Source organism: Vibrio sp. 5S239 (assembly GCF_041439575.1).
GTDB classification, from domain to species: domain Bacteria; phylum Pseudomonadota; class Gammaproteobacteria; order Enterobacterales; family Vibrionaceae; genus Vibrio; species Vibrio kanaloae.
Genome location: NZ_JBGOOM010000027.1, coordinates 40,131 through 56,016 on the forward strand (window position 1 = coordinate 40,131; position 15,886 = coordinate 56,016).

A 15,886-nucleotide genomic window follows, 5' to 3' on the forward strand; every position below is an offset into this window, starting at 1 on the left:
TTGGTTCTTTGACAAAAATATAAAAGATAATCTCAGTGTAAAATACGATCAGCGGTTTCTATGATTTTATTAGCTGTTCTATGTGAGATGTTAATCGCTTACCTTGGCTGTTGAGGGGGATCTCATAGACAACACGGTATTTTCTTGGGATAGCGATCGGTTCTAACCATTTTCTGAGTTCTGAACGCAGCATCAACCAGAACTTACCTCTACTCATGGTGGCGAGTGTTGCTTGGCCTTCCTCTGATAGTACCAAAACCGACGCTAATATTAAGCGATCAGGCTCTTCAAACGGAATCACCACACATTCACTTATCCAAGGCAGTTGTTCTAGTCGCTTTTCGACTTCAACCAGTGATACTCGTTTTTCTTCTATCTTGATGACTCGATCGGTTCGGCCTTTCAATATGAATTGATTATCCGAGACCATTTCGCACTCATCGGCGGTTTGATACCAGTTGTTTTTGTCGATGTACGGCGACAATAACTTAATGCAATTCTCACTGTTGAGACTGGCCTCAAGGCAGTCAAAAAGTTGCCAAGGCGTTTGAGCGCTCTCTTGTTGGCGAAAGGCGATGCCTCCGGTCTCTGTGCTGCCAAACACTTCGATAGGTAAATGACCAAGTAGATCTCGTGACTGGTGAGCCGACTCGGTAGGCAGTGGACCACCCGAAGAGAAGATTCCTGCAAGTTGCGCGGTTTTGCTCTCGTGCTTTAATCGCTTGAGTAGAGCAGGGCTGCTGATCAGCACACAGTTTTTATTGGCATGAGACAAGATCTGTTCTGGGTACTCGAGGTTGTTTCGAGCAAATGGAACACCAGAGCAGAGTGGCCATAAGATTCTAAACAGTAAACCATAGATATGTTGATGAGAAACGGTGCTTTGGATTTGGTTTCCCTTGAGTAACTCTCCCCAGTTTTTAGCTAGCTGAGCCGTCTCAATGTCTAGGTGCTCTAAGGTTTTATCTATAGCTTTGGGCGTACCACTCGAACCTGAAGTAAACAGGGTCAAGTGGGTTGATGACAAATCAATGGTCGTAAGATCATCGGTTAGAGGATTTTGTACTTCGGTGCTTGAGTCCAATATGGTTTGGATATTGCGAACGTCACTCACCTCGACTTCGCCAATCGAGTTATCGACCAGTAGGCAATCAAAATGTTCACTCAGTTCGGCAAGTGCACAAGGTTGATAGTTACCGGGCAATATGATGTGTTTGTGGCTGACGGCACATGCTAAAAAGGCCACCGAAAATTGGTAACTATCTTGGGCGCAAATCGCGACTCGTTGAACAGGGGATGAAGATAAAAGGTTTACGAGTTGAGATAAGTCGTCGTTAAAGGTTTGCCACGTAATCTTGCTATTGTCGTCAAAGCAGACAATAGATTCAGGGGCTCTTTTTTGACTGAGAAGGTCAGACAACGAGATGTAAGATACGGTTTGGGTCATAACAATTTAACTCTGACGAATACGCTGTCTTACCACCCATTCTCCTGCAAAGAGTAACCCTGCGAACATATAGCTGAGTAAGCCGTTGTATAGGGTCCATATTTCAAGAGGTTGGAAGCAGGTATAAAGGGCAATAGAGCCATTGATAACAAAGAATAAGCACCAAATCTTAGTGACTTTTCGTGTGTAATCAATCCCACTTTGCGGAAGTTCAGGTTCTTGAAGGCGAGCAAGGCGTTCGATAATCGTTTGAGGTTGCCATAGGCTTGAAGCAAATACAGCCAACATACAAACATTAACGATAACGGGATAATAGGTTAACCAACCATGCTGTTTAAAGGTTAAACCTAAGGCCAACAGAACAATTCCAGCACTTCCGCTGATCCAAGCTAAGTGTTTTAGCTCTTTGATTTTAGCCTGACCAGCAGAGAAAATGCGGACAGCAAAAATAGCGGCTAAGACGATACCAACGGTTTGTAGGCCAAACTTGTTGAGTCCAAAGTAAACCGCTATTGGATAAGTGAAAAGTATGATTGCCGACAGTAAAGTCAGCAGAGAACGCATTACGCGTCCTTCAATAGTTCAATCACAGACTCAACAACGTCATTAACGGTGCGTACTGCTTTGAACTCTTCAGGCTTGATCTTCTTACCGGTTACATTTTGTAGGTGAACGACCAAATCAACCGCATCAATGCTGTCTAGGTCGAGATCTAGATAAAGGTGAGCTTCAGGCGTGATATCTTCAGCATCAAGCTCGAACAGCTCAATAAGCGCATCTTTAACCTGGTTGTATACTTCTTGTTGGTTAGCTTGTGTCATAAAGATCTGTCTAGTTGTTCGTTTGAGATGAGATGTAGTTTGCTAGGTTTTCTACCGATGCAAAATGCTGGCGAGTGTTTGAGTCGTCGGCATCAATAACAATGTTGTACTTCTTCTTGATAGCAAGGCCAAGTTCAAGTGCATCGATAGAGTCTAGTCCCAATCCATCACCAAATAGTGGAGCTTCTGTTTCAATCTCATCAATGCTCATGTCTTCAAGGTTCAATGCCTCGATGATCAGTTGTTTCAGTTCGTTGTGTAATGTTTCCACTTTGGCCTACTTAGTACTTTATCTGAATGCTGCTTTAAGGGATGCGATTCTACATTATGCGAGGTATTTTCCAAATACTGATATCGCCAGTTGTCTTATTGATGAGCTAAATGTTGTCTTCGGAAGGGAAAATAGTCTCTGCAAGGTGGTGATTAAGGCGTCTTGCTGCCGAAGTTAAGTTATTTGCATTCTCAATAAAGGGTGCGACTTCTATTTTACCTTTCACCGCAATATGAAAAAAGGGTTTCGTAGCAGGAACTTGATACCATTTTTTCTCTTTCGTTAAGAATGTCGGAGAAACTGTAATATGAATAATGCGTAAATCGGTTTGTGTTCGAGTCGCTATTTGTGCCGCACCACGTTGTAAGGATGGTTCAATTCCCGGCGTTGTGCGAGTTCCTTCTGGAAAAACCAGCAGTACATTGCCACGTGAAAAGCGTTCTTCACAACGTTCTAAAAGATCGTCAGGTGCTTGATTGGGTATGTAACCCGCCGCTTTAACAATCCTCTTCATAAACGGGTTTTCCCATATTGCCGCTTTGACGAGGCAATCACATTGAGGAAGTTGAGAGGCGATCAGCACGTAGTCGATTAAGCTCGGATGGTTGGCAACAATGATGCAATTACGGTCTTCACGTAGAAGTTCGGCACCATCAATTCGATAATCAATCGCGCCCGTGAACTTCATAATCCGGCAAAAAGCATGAAATGAAAAACGAATCAGTCGTTGAGTATTAAGCTCTCTTTGGATGGTGTTTGATGTGGTGAGCGCGATCGAAGGCAAGATCAAGAAGCTAAGCACTAACCCTCCTATACCGAAGGTGGTGAAGCAAAGCCCTGTCGCGAATACTCGCCAATATTGGTCGATCTTACTCATTCTTGAGCTCCAGGTTTCGCGTTGTTTATCCATGACCAAGCTTGGTGTTTTCCGGCAATAGTCCAACGTTGTGCATTTTGTAGAATGCTCTGCAGTGTTTGCAGGCTTTGCGGTAAATCAGCCGCTGCTCTATCACTGGTTACTGTCCTTGAAACAGAGAAGTCACTGCCTGCGGTTAGCACTAAACCCAGAGCATAATCGGCATAGTGCTGAGTTTCGTATTCTTGATAAAGCTCAGGCAGAGGCTGATCGAAGTCGATGACTAACACACGATGCGATGGGTATTGGTGAAGGTAAAGGTAAGCTTCAATTAGCGCGTTATGGAAAGTATCTTGCCCAGCGGCGATTGAGGTCAGTGGAATTGGTGCTTTCGCGGCAATGGTGGTTAGCCCGGCTGCGGTATTGTGCACCGACTGCGAGAACGCCATTGGAGAAGCATCGTCACCTTCCAGTACTGACTGAATTAATGTGGCAGTTCGGTGTAGCTCACCATGTCGGCTGGCAAAAACCAGATAATCAATCGCGGTGTCTTTTAATAAGGTTAATGCGGTTTGGACGGCAAGTTTGCTTTGCACACTCATGCGACGGCGCATCATCGGAGGAATAGCTTTAAACTCAGTTGAGCCATTTTTCGGCCAATCTAAGTTAGAGCTCCACGCTTTCCATTCAACAATAGAGTTGAGGCCAGCCGAATTTGCAGACCATTTCTCGATATTAAATGACATTAATTGTGCTTGATTTGACATAGAGTATTGATTTGCTTTGGGTCTAACTAAATACTATGCGTGCTTATAAATAAACACAGATAAGGAATTTAAATGAAATTACTAAAAATAGCCGTTTCAATGTTATTCATACTCGTTCTTGCAGGGTGTGGACGTGTCCAGCCTGTAATGAATGTTGAGGATACTCCAGTTGCACTGAATCTTCAAAGTAAACAGGTGAAATCAGCTATTTATGAGTCCGCTGAGAATCGAGGCTGGTTGGTTTCAGAAATAAAGCCAGGATTGATTCGTGCCGAGCTGTATGTTCGTTCACACCATGCTGTGGTTGAAATTCCTTATAGTGACAAGTTTTACTCTATTCTTTACGTTGAATCAGAGAATTTAAAATACGACGATGGTGAAATACACCGTAATTACAACCGCTGGGTTAATAACTTAAACGTTGATATTAAACGCAAGCTTGCACAAATGGCTGCAGAGTAATCCCTCCTATTATTTGAAAGTTAGGTTTTTCGTGTCGGAATATAAATTAGATCCATTCAACGCATTAGAAGCAAAAACAGAAGCGCAAAAATTATCTTTTGCTCCTATTGTTTTTCATACAGCTCGTACACTTCGTGATTTAGGTATTTTAAAGGCCCTAGATGAGGTGGATAATGATGGTTTACCAGCCGAGAAGCTTTCGGAAATCACCGGTGTATCCGAGTACGGCGTGAAAGTTCTACTCGATATGGCGCTAAGTGCTCATATTGTTACTTGGGACAAACCTAACTATAAAATAGCCAACCTTGGTTTTTACCTTCTGCACGACGGCATGACTAATGCCAACTTGGATTTCACTGCCGATGTTTGTTATGCCGCGATGATGCATTTAACGGAAGCGATTGAAGAAGGAACACCTGCGGGCTTGCAAGAGCTGGGTGATTGGGAAACCATTTACCAAGGTTTATCTCAATTGCCAGAAAAAGCAAAAGAGAGCTGGTTCAAGTTTGATCATTTCTATTCAGACCGTTCGTTCCCAGTGTTGCTTGAGAAAGTCTTCAGTAAGAAACCTAAGTCGCTGGTGGATATTGGTGGTAACACGGGGAAGTGGGCGATGCAGTGTTGTAATCACGACTCGGACGTTGAGGTGACGATTGTTGATTTGCCACAGCAGCTAGAAATGGCAATGGCAAATGCAACGCAACACGGTCATCAAGGCCGAGTAACGCCATTCCCGGCCAACATGTTGGATAAACAGCAAGCTCTGCCAACGGGCGCCGATGTGTGGTGGATGAGTCAGTTCCTTGATTGCTTCTCGCCAATGGAGATTCTGAGCATATTAAAGCGTGTTCGCTCTCATATGTCAGAAGACGCGACTGTCTATATCCTTGAACTGTTTTGGGATGCACAGAAATACGACGCGGCTTCTTATAGCTTAAACGCGACGTCTCTCTACTTTACCTGCTTGGCAAATGGCAACAGCCGTTTTTACCGCAGTGAAGATTTCTTAGAGATCGTTGAAGAAGCGGGCTTTGAAGTGGTAACTCGTACCGATGACATCGGTCTTGGTCACACGCTTCTTGAATTGAAAGCTGGCGCACAATAAAAATAACAAACATGGCTTAAATAATGAAAAAACTATCAACTCAAGTGGTGATCATCGGAGCTGGGCCGTCAGGGTCTATTGCTGCGTCTTTGCTTCATAAAAAAGGCATCGATGTTCGAGTGATTGAAAAGAGCGTATTCCCTCGCTTTTCTATTGGTGAAAGCCTATTACCAGCTTGTATGGAAGTGATTGAACAGGCTGGGATGACTGATGCGGTAATCAACGCCAACTTCCAATACAAAGATGGCGCTGCCTTTCGCAAAAATGGCGTGTACACCGCATTCAATTTTGAAAACAAGTTTTCTTCTGGGCCGGGAACTACGTTTCAGGTTCAGCGAGGCGCTTTTGATAAGGTGCTAGCAGACACTGCCGAGGCACAGGGTGTTGCTATCGATTACCAGCATGAGTTGATGGGCATTGACTTCACCGAAGATAGCACCGTTTTAGATGTACAAGTGCTTGATGGAGAGCGCTATCAGCTAGAGGCGCAATACGTTTTAGATGGCAGTGGTTTTGGCCGAGTGTTACCAAAAATGCTTAACTTGGAAGAGCCGTCATCACTTCCTCCACGCAAAGCTATTTTCACGCACATTAACGATCATATTGCAGAGGCTGATACCGACCTTGAATATGACCGTAATAAAATCCTGATTTCCGTGCACCCAACTAACCCTGATGTTTGGTATTGGTTGATCCCATTTAGCAACGGTGTCTCTTCGTTTGGTGTGGTAGGGGAGCCAAAGTTCTTTGAATCCTACCCACAAGACAAGATTGCCGCGATTAAGCAATTGGCAATGGAAGAGCCGGGTTTAGCTGAGATATTGGCACACGCAGAGTATCCGAACCCTGCGGGTGAAATCGGTGGCTATTCTTCTAACGTAAAACATCTTGCCACAGACAAATATGCACTGCTCGGTAACGCTGGTGAGTTTCTTGATCCTGTATTCTCGTCGGGCGTGACGATTGCGATGAAGTCGGCTCAGCTTGCGGTTGAGTGTGTGGAAAAGCAGCTTAATGGTGAAAAAGTTGATTGGGAACGCGATTATGCCGATCCATTGATGGTTGGCGTAAATACCTTTAGAACGTATGTTGAAGGGTGGTATTCAGGTACTTTGCAGGATGTGATTTTCTATCAAGATCCAAATCCGAAGATTAAGCAAATGGTGTGCTCTATTTTGGCGGGCTACGCATGGGATCAAACCAATCCTTATGTGAAAGACTCGCAACGCCGATTGACGACTTTGGCAGAGATCTGCCGAAGCTAGGTGCTCTATTTAGCGTGCGATGACGCCTTAAAGTGCCAAGGTAACTAGCCTAAAAATAAACACAGCCGCATTTGCGGCTGTGTTTGTATCTGAACAATATGAGTAGTCAGCGTATTCGAGTGAAGGCTATTTCAGATCGATACTGTTCAATCGTCCCATAAAAATAAGCAAATCAATCACATCTTTGTGAGCATCAAGCAGTGCACGTTTGGTTTGGCTATAAGCGGCAAGTCGACCGTGTTTTCTGATTGAGCACACCTTAGTTTTGTATTTGTAATCGCCATTCTCAGAGAATACACGCCATTTCGCGATATAACATTCGTCACGGTGTTCAGGGTCACTCTGAGTCGGGTTTGGCTTGAATACAATTTTGGGTTCTAAACTATGGGGTAGGCGCGTCATCAAGTAGGGCTCTTTGAGGACTTTGGGCCAAAATTTACCCCAAAGCTTTCTGCCTAGCTCATCTCTCAATTTTATAGTTTTCTTCAGTGCCTTATTTTCACCCATACGAACAAAGCCGACAGAGCGATGCAGCACCGTATCTTCGGGAGTATGAATATGGATTTTAAAAGCGGTTTGACCTTTCGAAATAAAGCGGTAACCGGTCGCACCAATTAGGTTATTCTGACTCATAGCTTACTAAATGATGATTATGTTATTAATAAGGTTACGACAAATACGTCTAAACCGAAACCAATCATCAGAAAAAAATAAAGCCTTAGTACTTTTGCTAAGGCTTTATGAAAAACGATGAAGCGAACATGTCGCTAACTACATGATCTTTTGCATCACATCACCAATCTGAATACTTCCTGCAAGGCTTGGCTGATCAATAGTGAGTTCCGCTTCATTTTCGTAGACGCGAGAAACTGTCAGAGTGATATCACTTTGAGATACTTTATTACGTGGTAAGCCTCGTTGGTCGATAAAGGAACCTGTATGCCACAGTTGCAGTTTGTCACCTCGTTGTACGCCATGCAGCCGACCTAAATCGATGGTCACTGTGTTACCAAACACTGCGGCAACTTCTGGAAGGGTGATCTTGCATGATACTTCAGACTCCAAGTCCAACATAATGTTGCGGCTGACACGAAGCATCATAGTGCCGTAGGTGGATGCCCAGAAACGCGCACTCCGGGTATCGACTTCACTGGTCTTAGCGAATGGCCACTTTGCTACTTCACGATAGCTACGGTTATATACCTGATGACCTGTTTTGCCATCGAATACCTGCATTTCTAATGCAAACTGGCGATTGATAACGTCATCTTTCAACAACTTAGACTCGACCGTTGCGGTTAAGTCGGTAATATCGCCACCAATAATGTATTGTGCGCCAGTATCTTGAGCGATCATCTTGATGACTTCAGGTTGACGTTTATCGATGTCGTAGTCGGTCGTGCCTACAGAAACAAAGCTGCGAGACTCTTGTGCGAGTTGGCGGTCAACGACATGGCCGAAATCATCTCCGAGGTTATAGATCCTGCCCATCACGGCTTGTTGAGGGGAAGTCACATCAATATTACCGACCAAGAATGTCTTCTTATATTGGCTCTCATGGCAAGCATTTGCCGAAGGATAGATGTCGATCTTTGCAGTGATCATTAAATTGCCACCGCGTGTTTTCTCTTTCTCAACTAAGATGTAGCGTACTTCGTGATTGGTAAACTGGAACTCTTTTTTCTTTGCGTCTAAGTAGGGAGTGAGGTTGGAAATGCTGCCTATATCGGCTCCTGAGAACTGCACGGCTTTATAAACCGCGTCTTCCAGGGCGTGAATCCTTGCGGTCTCTTCTGACGATACGATGGCTGCAGTACCGGTAACTTCATACCAAGAGGCATGAGCATTGAAGTTTATTGTGACTAATAAACTTATTGAAAATAAGTAAGAAATTATTTTTTTCATCTATTCGTTACCAGTTGGGTATAAATATTGCTTAACAAATAACTATAAGCTTGAAGCTGACTTAAGTGTGTTTTTCTTAATCTGAACCATTACTGAAAAGCAAAGACTGTTCCAACATTGTAATCCATTGAAAAAATAATGGTGAGAAGATATTGGCACAGTAAGCACTATAAACATCTGGAGATAAGAGAATGAAAAAATGGCTCGTAGTAATGAGTGTCATGTTGATGACATCATGCGCTTATTCGCCTATATATAACGGCAAGTCTGAGTATTCAGGAAGTCAGTTTATGTTGATGGCTAGCCCTCGTCATACCATGGATTTCTTCGTGGAAAGTATGACTGAAGATTTGATCATTTCGAATACGAGTATTTCAGCAAGAACACCGATTGCCATTACGTCGTTTGTTGACCTACAACATATGGACACAACAAACTGGTTAGGTAACTCAGTTTCAGAAGGCTTTATCCATCAATTTCAGCGTCGTGGTTTCAAAGTCGTTGATTTCAAAACCACAGGCTCAATTCAGGTGACTCAGCAGGGCGACTTCTCTTTAAGTCGTGACTGGAAAGACCTAGCTCAAGAGCAAGATGTCCAGTACGTTTTGACGGGCACTATGCTTCGCCAAGAAGGCGGTGTGCTTGTGAATGCTCGTGTGGTTGGCATGCAAACTCGTATCGTTGTTGCTTCTGCTCAAGGTTTCTTACCAGCGGATCGTATTGGTCGTGACCTAGATACTCTGAATAGTATTCGAACTCAAGATGGTGTCATCATTCGTTCTGATCCAACGATGACTCAGCCTTATACTGTTATTCTTCGCCCTTAGGAGTTCGTGATGAAGAAGTTAATATTTGTTGTCGTCGCTTTATTGCTTGTTGGTTGTCAACCATTGCAAAACATGAGGCCAAATGATTTTCTAGTTGCTGTAGGTTACGCTAGTATCAGTGAGCAAAAAGGACGTAATGACGAAGAAAAACGTATCCGAGCGATGAGAGCTTCTAAAATTGATGCCTACCGTGAGCTTGCTGAACAAGTCTATGGTATGCGGGTGAGTGGTCGAGCTGAGCTTGAAGATCAACGTCTTGGCACCGAGAGAACTTCCGGTGCTGTTGATGGTGTAATCCGTGGCGCAGAAGTGGTCCGCAGTTACCCTGTCGGTGATAGTTATGTCACTGAGCTTCAGTTAGATATCCGTAAGATGGAACAGCTACGTAATTACGGTGAAGTTCAAGCAGTACCTCAGAAAAGACAACAAACGTTGTTCTAACTTAAGAATCATCTAGTTATAAGATTATCCAGTTATATTGGCTGTCATTCGCTTTCCAGATGGCGTAACGGCAACAAGTAACAGGTATGAAAACAGAGCGGCAAGTATGAAAATACTTGCCGCTTTTTTGTTTATAGGTTTATTGGGCACATTTACAGGTTCTATGAAAGCTTGACGGGTCGAGCGAGAAGAATAGGCTGAGATACAGATACAGATACAGATACAGATACAGATACAGATACAAGCAAGAAGGGGGTTGTTACGAAGAGGGTTAGCCTAACTAAGCTTTTATGTTGGTTCCCAAGGTAGAGATGGTGTGAGTTTGGCCACCGGCGTTGTAAGTCATGCCAACCTTTCCGTGGCTTTGTTGCATCATATTGCTGAGTTTTTTAAAGCTAAGCTGTGCTCGGTTCAGGGCTTCGCCATTAACTAGGTTTGCTTGATGACAGTCGTGCACTATGGACTTGATTGTCGCGACTATTTGAGCCAGTTCAGGATTATCGGTCAGTTCTGAGACATTAGTATGGGAAGAGATTCGTTGATCGGTTGATCTTAGTTGTTCGACAAGGACAACTTTTTCTTGAGCTATTCGTTCAATATCATTTGATTTTCTGCTGGTGATAGCGGTTTTTTCTGAACTTAAAAGATCAGATAAGGCTTTGGCATTTTGAAGTTGGAAATTAACTAAGTCTGCGAGTGCCGCCATAATTTAAACCTGCTGAACTTCTGTGGTAAAAAGTGAAATCTTAAAATAAAGATGACTTCGTACTGAGTCATCTATCAAAGGTCTTTTAATTCGTTCTCAAACTTGATCATATTATCAGCCAACTTCTCTGGATCGACCGTATATGAACCGTTTGTAATCGCTTCTTTAATCGCTGCTACTTTTGCTGTATCAAAGCTAGGCTGTGCGGCCATGTCTTGGTGCAGTTGACCAATCGCTTTGCTTTGTTGGCTCAAAGAAACCGCGTCTTTGCTTGCTGGAGATTTAGCTGCAACATCAGAATGAGATGTTTGAGGGCTAGAATCAGAGCGCGCTGCTGATCGGTTAGTGGTCGTTAGGGTATGCCCTGAACGTATATTATCAATACCTGCCATCGTTAAGCCTTTTTCTTCAAAAATGGGAACCTGTACAGTCAATATCGACCAAGGGTTCGAATACTTTAGCAAATTTTTAGCTCAATAGTCGAAAAGGGACGCCACACCACAGCCGTTATATTTGGCGTTAAGTGTTGAGAGTCAAATTAGCTAACGATACCGTCACTTTAGAAGTAAAGAGTTAAAAATAAACCGTGACTTCAGACATGCTGGTAACAATACCTTCAATTATACGCTGTGATTTATCATTTTTCACTCTTACTTGATCGCCCATCGAACCATCGGTCAATGCTGTACCTTTAGTGGTAATGGTCATGCCACCTTTTACTGCCTGTATGATAACCTTCTCGTTTCGGCAGACGACACAGACATCGCTTCTTTCGACAACATCGCCTGGGCGTAAGTTCTTTTTCACTTTCGCCCCGATGACTTGCTCTGGAAGTGTAAAGCCTTGACGACGAAATTTGTTTAGGGAAATCATGTCTGTGGTGACATCGTATTGGCCGACGATTTCACCTCTTGCGATTAAACGAGTAGTGGTGACGAGTGGTACTGACATCGAAATACGTACCGGGACATAAACTCGCCACTCATCAGGGATACATTGCACTAAAACCGTAATACTGCTGCGGGTATTGGTAGTCGTCGAGGCGCTGGTTTCAAGTGGGATAGGGCAATCTGTTGCTTTGATTCTTGAGTCAACATTTGCTGAATTTACAAAGAGTTCGCCACCTTGTGGTTGCTCAACGGTATCAAGGATGTGTTGCTCTGCCGTAGACTGAATCATTTCAATTTGTTCTGGAGTCGCAGCTTGTATAAAAAAACTAAACAATATTGATAAAATGCCGATAAACTTAACGACAGTTTTAAAAGTAGCTCTACACATTGCTATGGAAAAAGCAGGCAGATTTGTTTTACGATTCGTCATTCTGTTTCTCTAGTAGTTCGTAGCTTGCAGTAGACTAACACTTTTTTATCCAAAAAAGTTTGATATGGAGATGAGCTCATGACGGGTATTCTTGATTCAGTGAATCAGCGTACGCAACTCGTCGGTCAAAACCGATTAGAATTACTAACCTTTCGCCTAATGGGGCGTCAGCGTTACGGCATTAATGTCTTTAAAGTAAAAGAAGTGCTTCAATGCCCTAAGCTGACAAAGATGCCAAACTTAAACCCACTAGTTAAAGGTGTAGCGCACATTCGTGGTCAGACGATCTCTGTTATCGATTTGAGCTTAGCGACTGGTGGCCGTCCTACAACGGATGTTGAAAAGTGTTTTGTGGTTATCTCTGAGTTTAACCGAACCATTCAGGGATTCTTGGTCAGTTCAGTAGAGCGCATTATTAACATGCATTGGGAATCTATTCTTCCGCCGCCGGATGGGGCGGGTAGAGCAAACTACTTGACCGCGGTAACCAATATTGATAATGAATTGGTAGAAATTCTTGATGTTGAAAAGATCCTTGCGGAAATTTCGCCTGTTGATGAAACAATGGACAGTAAAATTGCTGAAGATATTGCGAAAGTAGAGCAAGAGAAACCATTAGTTCGCCGTATCTTGATTGCTGATGATTCAACGGTGGCTCGTAAGCAGGTTCAGCGTGCTATTGAGTCGATTGGCTTTGAAGTTGTCTCAGTGAAAGATGGTAAAGAAGCCTATGAGAAGCTAGTACAGATGTCATCAGAAGGCAGTATTTACGATCAAATCTCATTGGTTATTTCTGATATTGAAATGCCAGAGATGGATGGCTATACGCTAACCGCCGAGATTCGACGTCACGCTGAACTTAAAGATCTATACGTAATTTTACACTCTTCACTGAGTGGTGTATTTAACCAAGCTATGGTTGAGCGCGTGGGGGCTAACTCTTTCATCGCTAAATTCAATCCTGATGAGCTTGGTGCAGCAGTTAAAGCTGCGTTAACTAACTAAAAGAGACATTAATGACTGCTATAACAATAAGTGATCAAGAGTATCGCGATTTCAGCCGTTTCTTAGAATCTCAATGTGGCATTGTATTAGGTGACAGCAAACAGTATTTGGTGCGCAGTCGTCTAAGCCCATTAGTAGCGAAGTTTAATTTAGCTTCGTTATCTGATTTATTGAAGGACGTAGTAACAGGTCGAAACCGTGAACTGCGTGTGGCTGCAGTTGATGCCATGACGACAAACGAGACACTTTGGTTCCGTGATACTTACCCGTTTGCTGTGCTTGCGGATAAACTTCTACCGGAAATAGCGGCAAATAAACGTCCTATTAAGATTTGGTCAGCGGCCAGTTCTTCAGGTCAAGAAGCATACTCAATGGCTATGACGATTATTGAAACTCAAGCTCGCAGGCCAGGTATGTTGCCGAACGTATCGATCACGGGAACGGATATATCAGCAAGTATGTTGGATATGTGTCGCACAGGCGCATATGACAATTTGGCGTTAGGTCGAGGCCTTTCTCCTGAACGTCGCCGTACCTTCTTTGAAGATGCGGGCGATGGCCGTATGAAAGTGAAAGATAACGTAAAGCGTATGGTGAACTTCCGTCCTCAAAATTTAATGGAAAGCTATGCATTGTTAGGCAAGTTCGACATTATTTTTTGTCGTAACGTGTTGATTTACTTCTCGCCTGAAATGAAGTCAAAGGTACTTAACCAGATGGCAAACAGCCTGAACCCTGGTGGTTACCTGTTATTGGGGGCGTCTGAATCGTTAACAGGCTTAACGGATCGTTTTGAAATGGTTCGTTGTAATCCAGGCATCATCTACAAATTAAAGTAATGGTTGGCACCAGAATAAGGTGCGGCGTTACTGTTTAATTTCAAAACCCAGCCAAGTGCTGGGTTTTCTTTTTCCTGTTTAATCTATATCTTTAAGTCAGAGTGACATTCCAATTTACTCTATTTTTTGGCTTGTATATTGCAAGTTTACCCACGAGTAACCTGTGAAAGTATTGATAGACCACTTTGTTTTAAAAGTTGGTATATATATTGCTTTGGTTATTTCATAACAGTCAGTTCTTGAGTTGAGGTTTACATGGCTATTTCTTTTGACAATGCTTTAGGCATTCACCAGCACACAGTTGGTGTACGTGAGCGTAACGCTGAGGTGCTTTCCACCAATATCGCGCAAGCGAACACGCCTGGGTATAAGGCAAAGGGATTAGACTTTGAGAAATCACTGCAAGCGGCAAGTTCTGGGGCAAGCATTGGTCTTAGCCGCACAGATGGTCGGCACATTTCTGCCTCAACAACGGTGAACGGGGAAACGAAGTATCGAATTCCTACCCAACCTGATACAGGAGATGGCAATACGGTTGATTTGGATTTGGAAAGAAACCTTTTCATGCAAAACCAAATTAGGCATCAAGCCTCTCTCGACTTCCTAGGAAGTAAGTTCAAGAATTTAACGAAAGCGATTAAAGGGGAATAATTAGATGAGCTTATTTAATGTATTCAATGTGACTGGTTCTGCGATGAGTGCTGAATCTGTTCGTCTAAATACGACCTCGAGCAACCTGGCGAACGCAGATAGTGTAAGTAGTTCTGCTAAAGAAACTTACAAAGCTCGTCACGCCGTGTTCGGCGCTGAGTTAAATAAAGCACGCAACAGTGGTCACACTGTGCCTGTGAAAGTATTAGGTATTGTGGAAAGCGATAAGCCGCTGAGCGCGGAGTACAACCCGGATCACCCATTAGCGAATAACGAGGGCTATATTTACAAGCCTAACGTGAATGTTATGGAAGAAATGGCGAACATGATTTCGGCATCACGTGCGTACCAAACAAACGTACAGGTTGCTGACTCTAGTAAACAAATGCTGCTGCGTACGCTGCAGATGGGTCAATAAGGATAAGGAGGTAGCACATGGCTGGAATCAACAACAATGTTGGTCAAAGCGGCTTGTCCTATGTTGACCAGCTGAAGAGTCTTCAAGATGGCGCTAAGAAGCCCGATGAAACAACAGGTAAGCAGGATCTTAAACAAGAAGATTTCTTATCTTTGTTGACTAAGCAACTAGCACAACAAGACCCTTTTAAGCCGGTTAGCAATGACCAGATGATTGCGCAAATGGCTTCATTTGCGACCGTAGATGGCATTGGCAAAATGAATACACAGTTTGAAAGCTTGAATTCATCAATGACCTCTAACCAAGCACTGCAGGCATCCTCTTTGGTTGGCCGTGATGTATTGGTTCCTGGTGCGGCAGGTGTGAAACCCGGTGATGGCGGTATGGCGGCAATGGTTAAACTTCCTCAGGCAATGGACAATGTAATGGTCCGTGTTGAGAACGAAGTAGGCCAATTGGTTCGCACTTTTGATATCGGCTCTAAACCATCAGGTGATACACGTGTTGAATGGGACGGAAAAGACGAAGACGGTAACCCATTGCCGGCCGGTAAGTACAACGTGAAAGCGTCGGGTTTATTGGATGGCGAGAGTACAGAGTTCCAGGTGTCGAGTTATGCGAACGTGAACAGTGTGCTTCTTGGTAAGGGTGATGGCAACGTACTACTCAATCTGGCTGGTTTTACATCGCCAGTACGACTTGCTGAAGTACTAGAAGTTGGTAAAGCGTAGCTTTTTGCAAAGTGACTATGCTAGCTAGATAGATTAGGAGAATATTGGA

21 protein-coding genes are annotated in these 15,886 nt (G+C 43.5%); 10 read left to right on the top strand and 11 right to left on the bottom strand.

Going from position 1 to position 15,886, the window contains the following annotated elements; all coding sequences use genetic code 11:
• Positions 1-58: 58 nt before the first annotated feature.
• From ACED48_RS17655 to ACED48_RS17680, 6 genes are all read right to left on the bottom strand, one after another.
• The gene (locus ACED48_RS17655) at positions 59-1,447 is read right to left on the bottom strand and encodes an AMP-binding protein (protein WP_017056833.1); all 1,389 of its coding nucleotides are present in this window, start codon (positions 1,445-1,447) and stop codon (positions 59-61) included.
• 6 nt (positions 1,448-1,453) lie between these two features.
• Positions 1,454-2,011, bottom strand: a complete 558-nt coding sequence (locus tag ACED48_RS17660; protein ID WP_017056834.1) for a septation protein IspZ — start codon at positions 2,009-2,011, stop codon at positions 1,454-1,456.
• Entirely contained in the window at positions 2,011-2,268 is a 258-nt protein-coding gene (locus ACED48_RS17665; protein WP_017056835.1) for an acyl carrier protein, read from the bottom strand. The genes ACED48_RS17660 and ACED48_RS17665 overlap by 1 nt, the downstream gene beginning before the upstream one ends.
• Positions 2,269-2,278: 10 nt before the next feature.
• Positions 2,279-2,539 carry a phosphopantetheine-binding protein gene (locus tag ACED48_RS17670; RefSeq protein ID WP_017056836.1) on the bottom strand — a complete coding sequence of 87 codons (261 nt, stop codon included), beginning with the start codon at positions 2,537-2,539 and terminating at the stop codon, positions 2,279-2,281.
• A 106-nt stretch (positions 2,540-2,645) separates the two neighbouring features.
• Positions 2,646-3,416, bottom strand: a complete 771-nt coding sequence (locus ACED48_RS17675) for a 1-acyl-sn-glycerol-3-phosphate acyltransferase (RefSeq protein ID WP_017056837.1) — start codon at positions 3,414-3,416, stop codon at positions 2,646-2,648.
• Positions 3,413-4,162 carry a beta-ketoacyl synthase chain length factor gene (locus ACED48_RS17680; RefSeq protein ID WP_017056838.1) on the bottom strand — a complete coding sequence of 250 codons (750 nt, stop codon included), beginning with the start codon at positions 4,160-4,162 and terminating at the stop codon, positions 3,413-3,415. The genes ACED48_RS17675 and ACED48_RS17680 overlap by 4 nt, the downstream gene beginning before the upstream one ends.
• Before the next feature lie 72 nt (positions 4,163-4,234).
• Here ACED48_RS17680 and ACED48_RS17685 point away from each other — a divergent pair, with 72 nt between their 5' ends.
• The 3 genes from ACED48_RS17685 to ACED48_RS17695 are packed head-to-tail and all read left to right on the top strand — an operon-like array spanning position 4,235 to position 6,994.
• Positions 4,235-4,624 carry a hypothetical protein gene (locus ACED48_RS17685; RefSeq protein ID WP_017056839.1) on the top strand — a complete coding sequence of 130 codons (390 nt, stop codon included), beginning with the start codon at positions 4,235-4,237 and terminating at the stop codon, positions 4,622-4,624.
• 31 nt (positions 4,625-4,655) lie between these two features.
• Positions 4,656-5,729 carry a methyltransferase gene (locus tag ACED48_RS17690; protein ID WP_017056840.1) on the top strand — a complete coding sequence of 358 codons (1,074 nt, stop codon included), beginning with the start codon at positions 4,656-4,658 and terminating at the stop codon, positions 5,727-5,729.
• A gap of 23 nt (positions 5,730-5,752) precedes the next feature.
• On the top strand, positions 5,753-6,994 hold the full coding sequence (locus tag ACED48_RS17695) for an NAD(P)/FAD-dependent oxidoreductase (protein WP_017056841.1): 1,242 nt from the start codon (positions 5,753-5,755) through the stop codon (positions 6,992-6,994).
• Between the two features lie 126 nt (positions 6,995-7,120).
• On the opposite strand, the gene ACED48_RS17700 is transcribed toward ACED48_RS17695, so the two are convergent.
• Together ACED48_RS17700 and ACED48_RS17705 are read right to left on the bottom strand one after the other, a co-directional pair.
• The gene (locus tag ACED48_RS17700; RefSeq protein WP_017056842.1) at positions 7,121-7,627 is read right to left on the bottom strand and encodes a hypothetical protein; all 507 of its coding nucleotides are present in this window, start codon (positions 7,625-7,627) and stop codon (positions 7,121-7,123) included.
• A 138-nt stretch (positions 7,628-7,765) separates the two neighbouring features.
• The gene (locus tag ACED48_RS17705) at positions 7,766-8,899 is read right to left on the bottom strand and encodes a flagellar assembly protein FlgT (RefSeq protein WP_017056843.1); all 1,134 of its coding nucleotides are present in this window, start codon (positions 8,897-8,899) and stop codon (positions 7,766-7,768) included.
• A 191-nt stretch (positions 8,900-9,090) separates the two neighbouring features.
• Here ACED48_RS17705 and ACED48_RS17710 point away from each other — a divergent pair, with 191 nt between their 5' ends.
• Together ACED48_RS17710 and flgP are read left to right on the top strand one after the other, a co-directional pair.
• Positions 9,091-9,726: a FlgO family outer membrane protein gene (locus tag ACED48_RS17710; RefSeq protein WP_029627050.1), complete on the top strand. Its 636-nt coding sequence runs from the start codon at positions 9,091-9,093 to the stop codon at positions 9,724-9,726.
• A gap of 9 nt (positions 9,727-9,735) precedes the next feature.
• Positions 9,736-10,167 carry a flagellar assembly lipoprotein FlgP gene (gene flgP, locus ACED48_RS17715; protein ID WP_017056845.1) on the top strand — a complete coding sequence of 144 codons (432 nt, stop codon included), beginning with the start codon at positions 9,736-9,738 and terminating at the stop codon, positions 10,165-10,167.
• Between the two features lie 280 nt (positions 10,168-10,447).
• On the opposite strand, the gene ACED48_RS17720 is transcribed toward flgP, so the two are convergent.
• The 3 genes from ACED48_RS17720 to flgA all read right to left on the bottom strand — a co-directional run bounded on the left by ACED48_RS17720 (position 10,448) and on the right by flgA (position 12,193).
• On the bottom strand, positions 10,448-10,873 hold the full coding sequence (locus tag ACED48_RS17720; RefSeq protein WP_017056846.1) for a flagella synthesis protein FlgN: 426 nt from the start codon (positions 10,871-10,873) through the stop codon (positions 10,448-10,450).
• A gap of 74 nt (positions 10,874-10,947) precedes the next feature.
• On the bottom strand, positions 10,948-11,265 hold the full coding sequence (gene flgM / locus ACED48_RS17725; RefSeq protein ID WP_017056847.1) for a flagellar biosynthesis anti-sigma factor FlgM: 318 nt from the start codon (positions 11,263-11,265) through the stop codon (positions 10,948-10,950).
• A 181-nt stretch (positions 11,266-11,446) separates the two neighbouring features.
• On the bottom strand, positions 11,447-12,193 hold the full coding sequence (gene flgA, locus ACED48_RS17730) for a flagellar basal body P-ring formation chaperone FlgA (RefSeq protein ID WP_017056848.1): 747 nt from the start codon (positions 12,191-12,193) through the stop codon (positions 11,447-11,449).
• A 78-nt stretch (positions 12,194-12,271) separates the two neighbouring features.
• Here flgA and ACED48_RS17735 point away from each other — a divergent pair, with 78 nt between their 5' ends.
• The 5 genes from ACED48_RS17735 to flgD all read left to right on the top strand — a co-directional run bounded on the left by ACED48_RS17735 (position 12,272) and on the right by flgD (position 15,837).
• Positions 12,272-13,198, top strand: a complete 927-nt coding sequence (locus ACED48_RS17735; RefSeq protein ID WP_017056849.1) for a chemotaxis protein CheV — start codon at positions 12,272-12,274, stop codon at positions 13,196-13,198.
• Positions 13,199-13,209: 11 nt separating this feature from the next.
• Entirely contained in the window at positions 13,210-14,037 is an 828-nt protein-coding gene (locus ACED48_RS17740; protein ID WP_017056850.1) for a protein-glutamate O-methyltransferase, read from the top strand.
• 255 nt (positions 14,038-14,292) lie between these two features.
• Positions 14,293-14,688 (top strand): flagellar basal body rod protein FlgB, encoded by a 396-nt coding sequence (gene flgB / locus ACED48_RS17745; protein WP_017056851.1) that lies wholly within the window; start codon positions 14,293-14,295, stop codon positions 14,686-14,688.
• A gap of 4 nt (positions 14,689-14,692) precedes the next feature.
• Positions 14,693-15,106 (top strand): flagellar basal body rod protein FlgC, encoded by a 414-nt coding sequence (flgC, locus tag ACED48_RS17750; RefSeq protein ID WP_017056852.1) that lies wholly within the window; start codon positions 14,693-14,695, stop codon positions 15,104-15,106.
• Between the two features lie 17 nt (positions 15,107-15,123).
• Positions 15,124-15,837, top strand: coding sequence for a flagellar hook assembly protein FlgD (flgD, locus tag ACED48_RS17755; RefSeq protein WP_017056853.1), 714 nt, complete (start codon positions 15,124-15,126; stop codon positions 15,835-15,837).
• Positions 15,838-15,886: the final 49 nt, after the last annotated feature.

Excerpts from the sequence above, each read along its gene's own strand:
- ACED48_RS17655 (WP_017056833.1), bottom strand. The coding sequence starts at position 1,447 with ATGACCCAAACCGTATCTTACATCTCGTTGTCTGACCTTCTCAGTCAA.
- ACED48_RS17660 (WP_017056834.1), bottom strand. The coding sequence starts at position 2,011 with ATGCGTTCTCTGCTGACTTTACTGTCGGCAATCATACTTTTCACTTAT.
- ACED48_RS17665 (WP_017056835.1), bottom strand. The coding sequence starts at position 2,268 with ATGACACAAGCTAACCAACAAGAAGTATACAACCAGGTTAAAGATGCG.
- ACED48_RS17675 (WP_017056837.1), bottom strand. The coding sequence starts at position 3,416 with ATGAGTAAGATCGACCAATATTGGCGAGTATTCGCGACAGGGCTTTGC.
- ACED48_RS17680 (WP_017056838.1), bottom strand. The coding sequence starts at position 4,162 with ATGTCAAATCAAGCACAATTAATGTCATTTAATATCGAGAAATGGTCT.
- ACED48_RS17685 (WP_017056839.1), top strand. The coding sequence starts at position 4,235 with ATGAAATTACTAAAAATAGCCGTTTCAATGTTATTCATACTCGTTCTT.
- ACED48_RS17695 (WP_017056841.1), top strand. The coding sequence starts at position 5,753 with ATGAAAAAACTATCAACTCAAGTGGTGATCATCGGAGCTGGGCCGTCA.
- ACED48_RS17700 (WP_017056842.1), bottom strand. The coding sequence starts at position 7,627 with ATGAGTCAGAATAACCTAATTGGTGCGACCGGTTACCGCTTTATTTCG.
- ACED48_RS17705 (WP_017056843.1), bottom strand. The coding sequence starts at position 8,899 with ATGAAAAAAATAATTTCTTACTTATTTTCAATAAGTTTATTAGTCACA.
- ACED48_RS17710 (WP_029627050.1), top strand. The coding sequence starts at position 9,091 with ATGAAAAAATGGCTCGTAGTAATGAGTGTCATGTTGATGACATCATGC.
- flgP (WP_017056845.1), top strand. The coding sequence starts at position 9,736 with ATGAAGAAGTTAATATTTGTTGTCGTCGCTTTATTGCTTGTTGGTTGT.
- ACED48_RS17720 (WP_017056846.1), bottom strand. The coding sequence starts at position 10,873 with ATGGCGGCACTCGCAGACTTAGTTAATTTCCAACTTCAAAATGCCAAA.
- flgM (WP_017056847.1), bottom strand. The coding sequence starts at position 11,265 with ATGGCAGGTATTGATAATATACGTTCAGGGCATACCCTAACGACCACT.
- flgA (WP_017056848.1), bottom strand. The coding sequence starts at position 12,193 with ATGACGAATCGTAAAACAAATCTGCCTGCTTTTTCCATAGCAATGTGT.
- ACED48_RS17735 (WP_017056849.1), top strand. The coding sequence starts at position 12,272 with ATGACGGGTATTCTTGATTCAGTGAATCAGCGTACGCAACTCGTCGGT.
- ACED48_RS17740 (WP_017056850.1), top strand. The coding sequence starts at position 13,210 with ATGACTGCTATAACAATAAGTGATCAAGAGTATCGCGATTTCAGCCGT.
- flgB (WP_017056851.1), top strand. The coding sequence starts at position 14,293 with ATGGCTATTTCTTTTGACAATGCTTTAGGCATTCACCAGCACACAGTT.
- flgC (WP_017056852.1), top strand. The coding sequence starts at position 14,693 with ATGAGCTTATTTAATGTATTCAATGTGACTGGTTCTGCGATGAGTGCT.
- flgD (WP_017056853.1), top strand. The coding sequence starts at position 15,124 with ATGGCTGGAATCAACAACAATGTTGGTCAAAGCGGCTTGTCCTATGTT.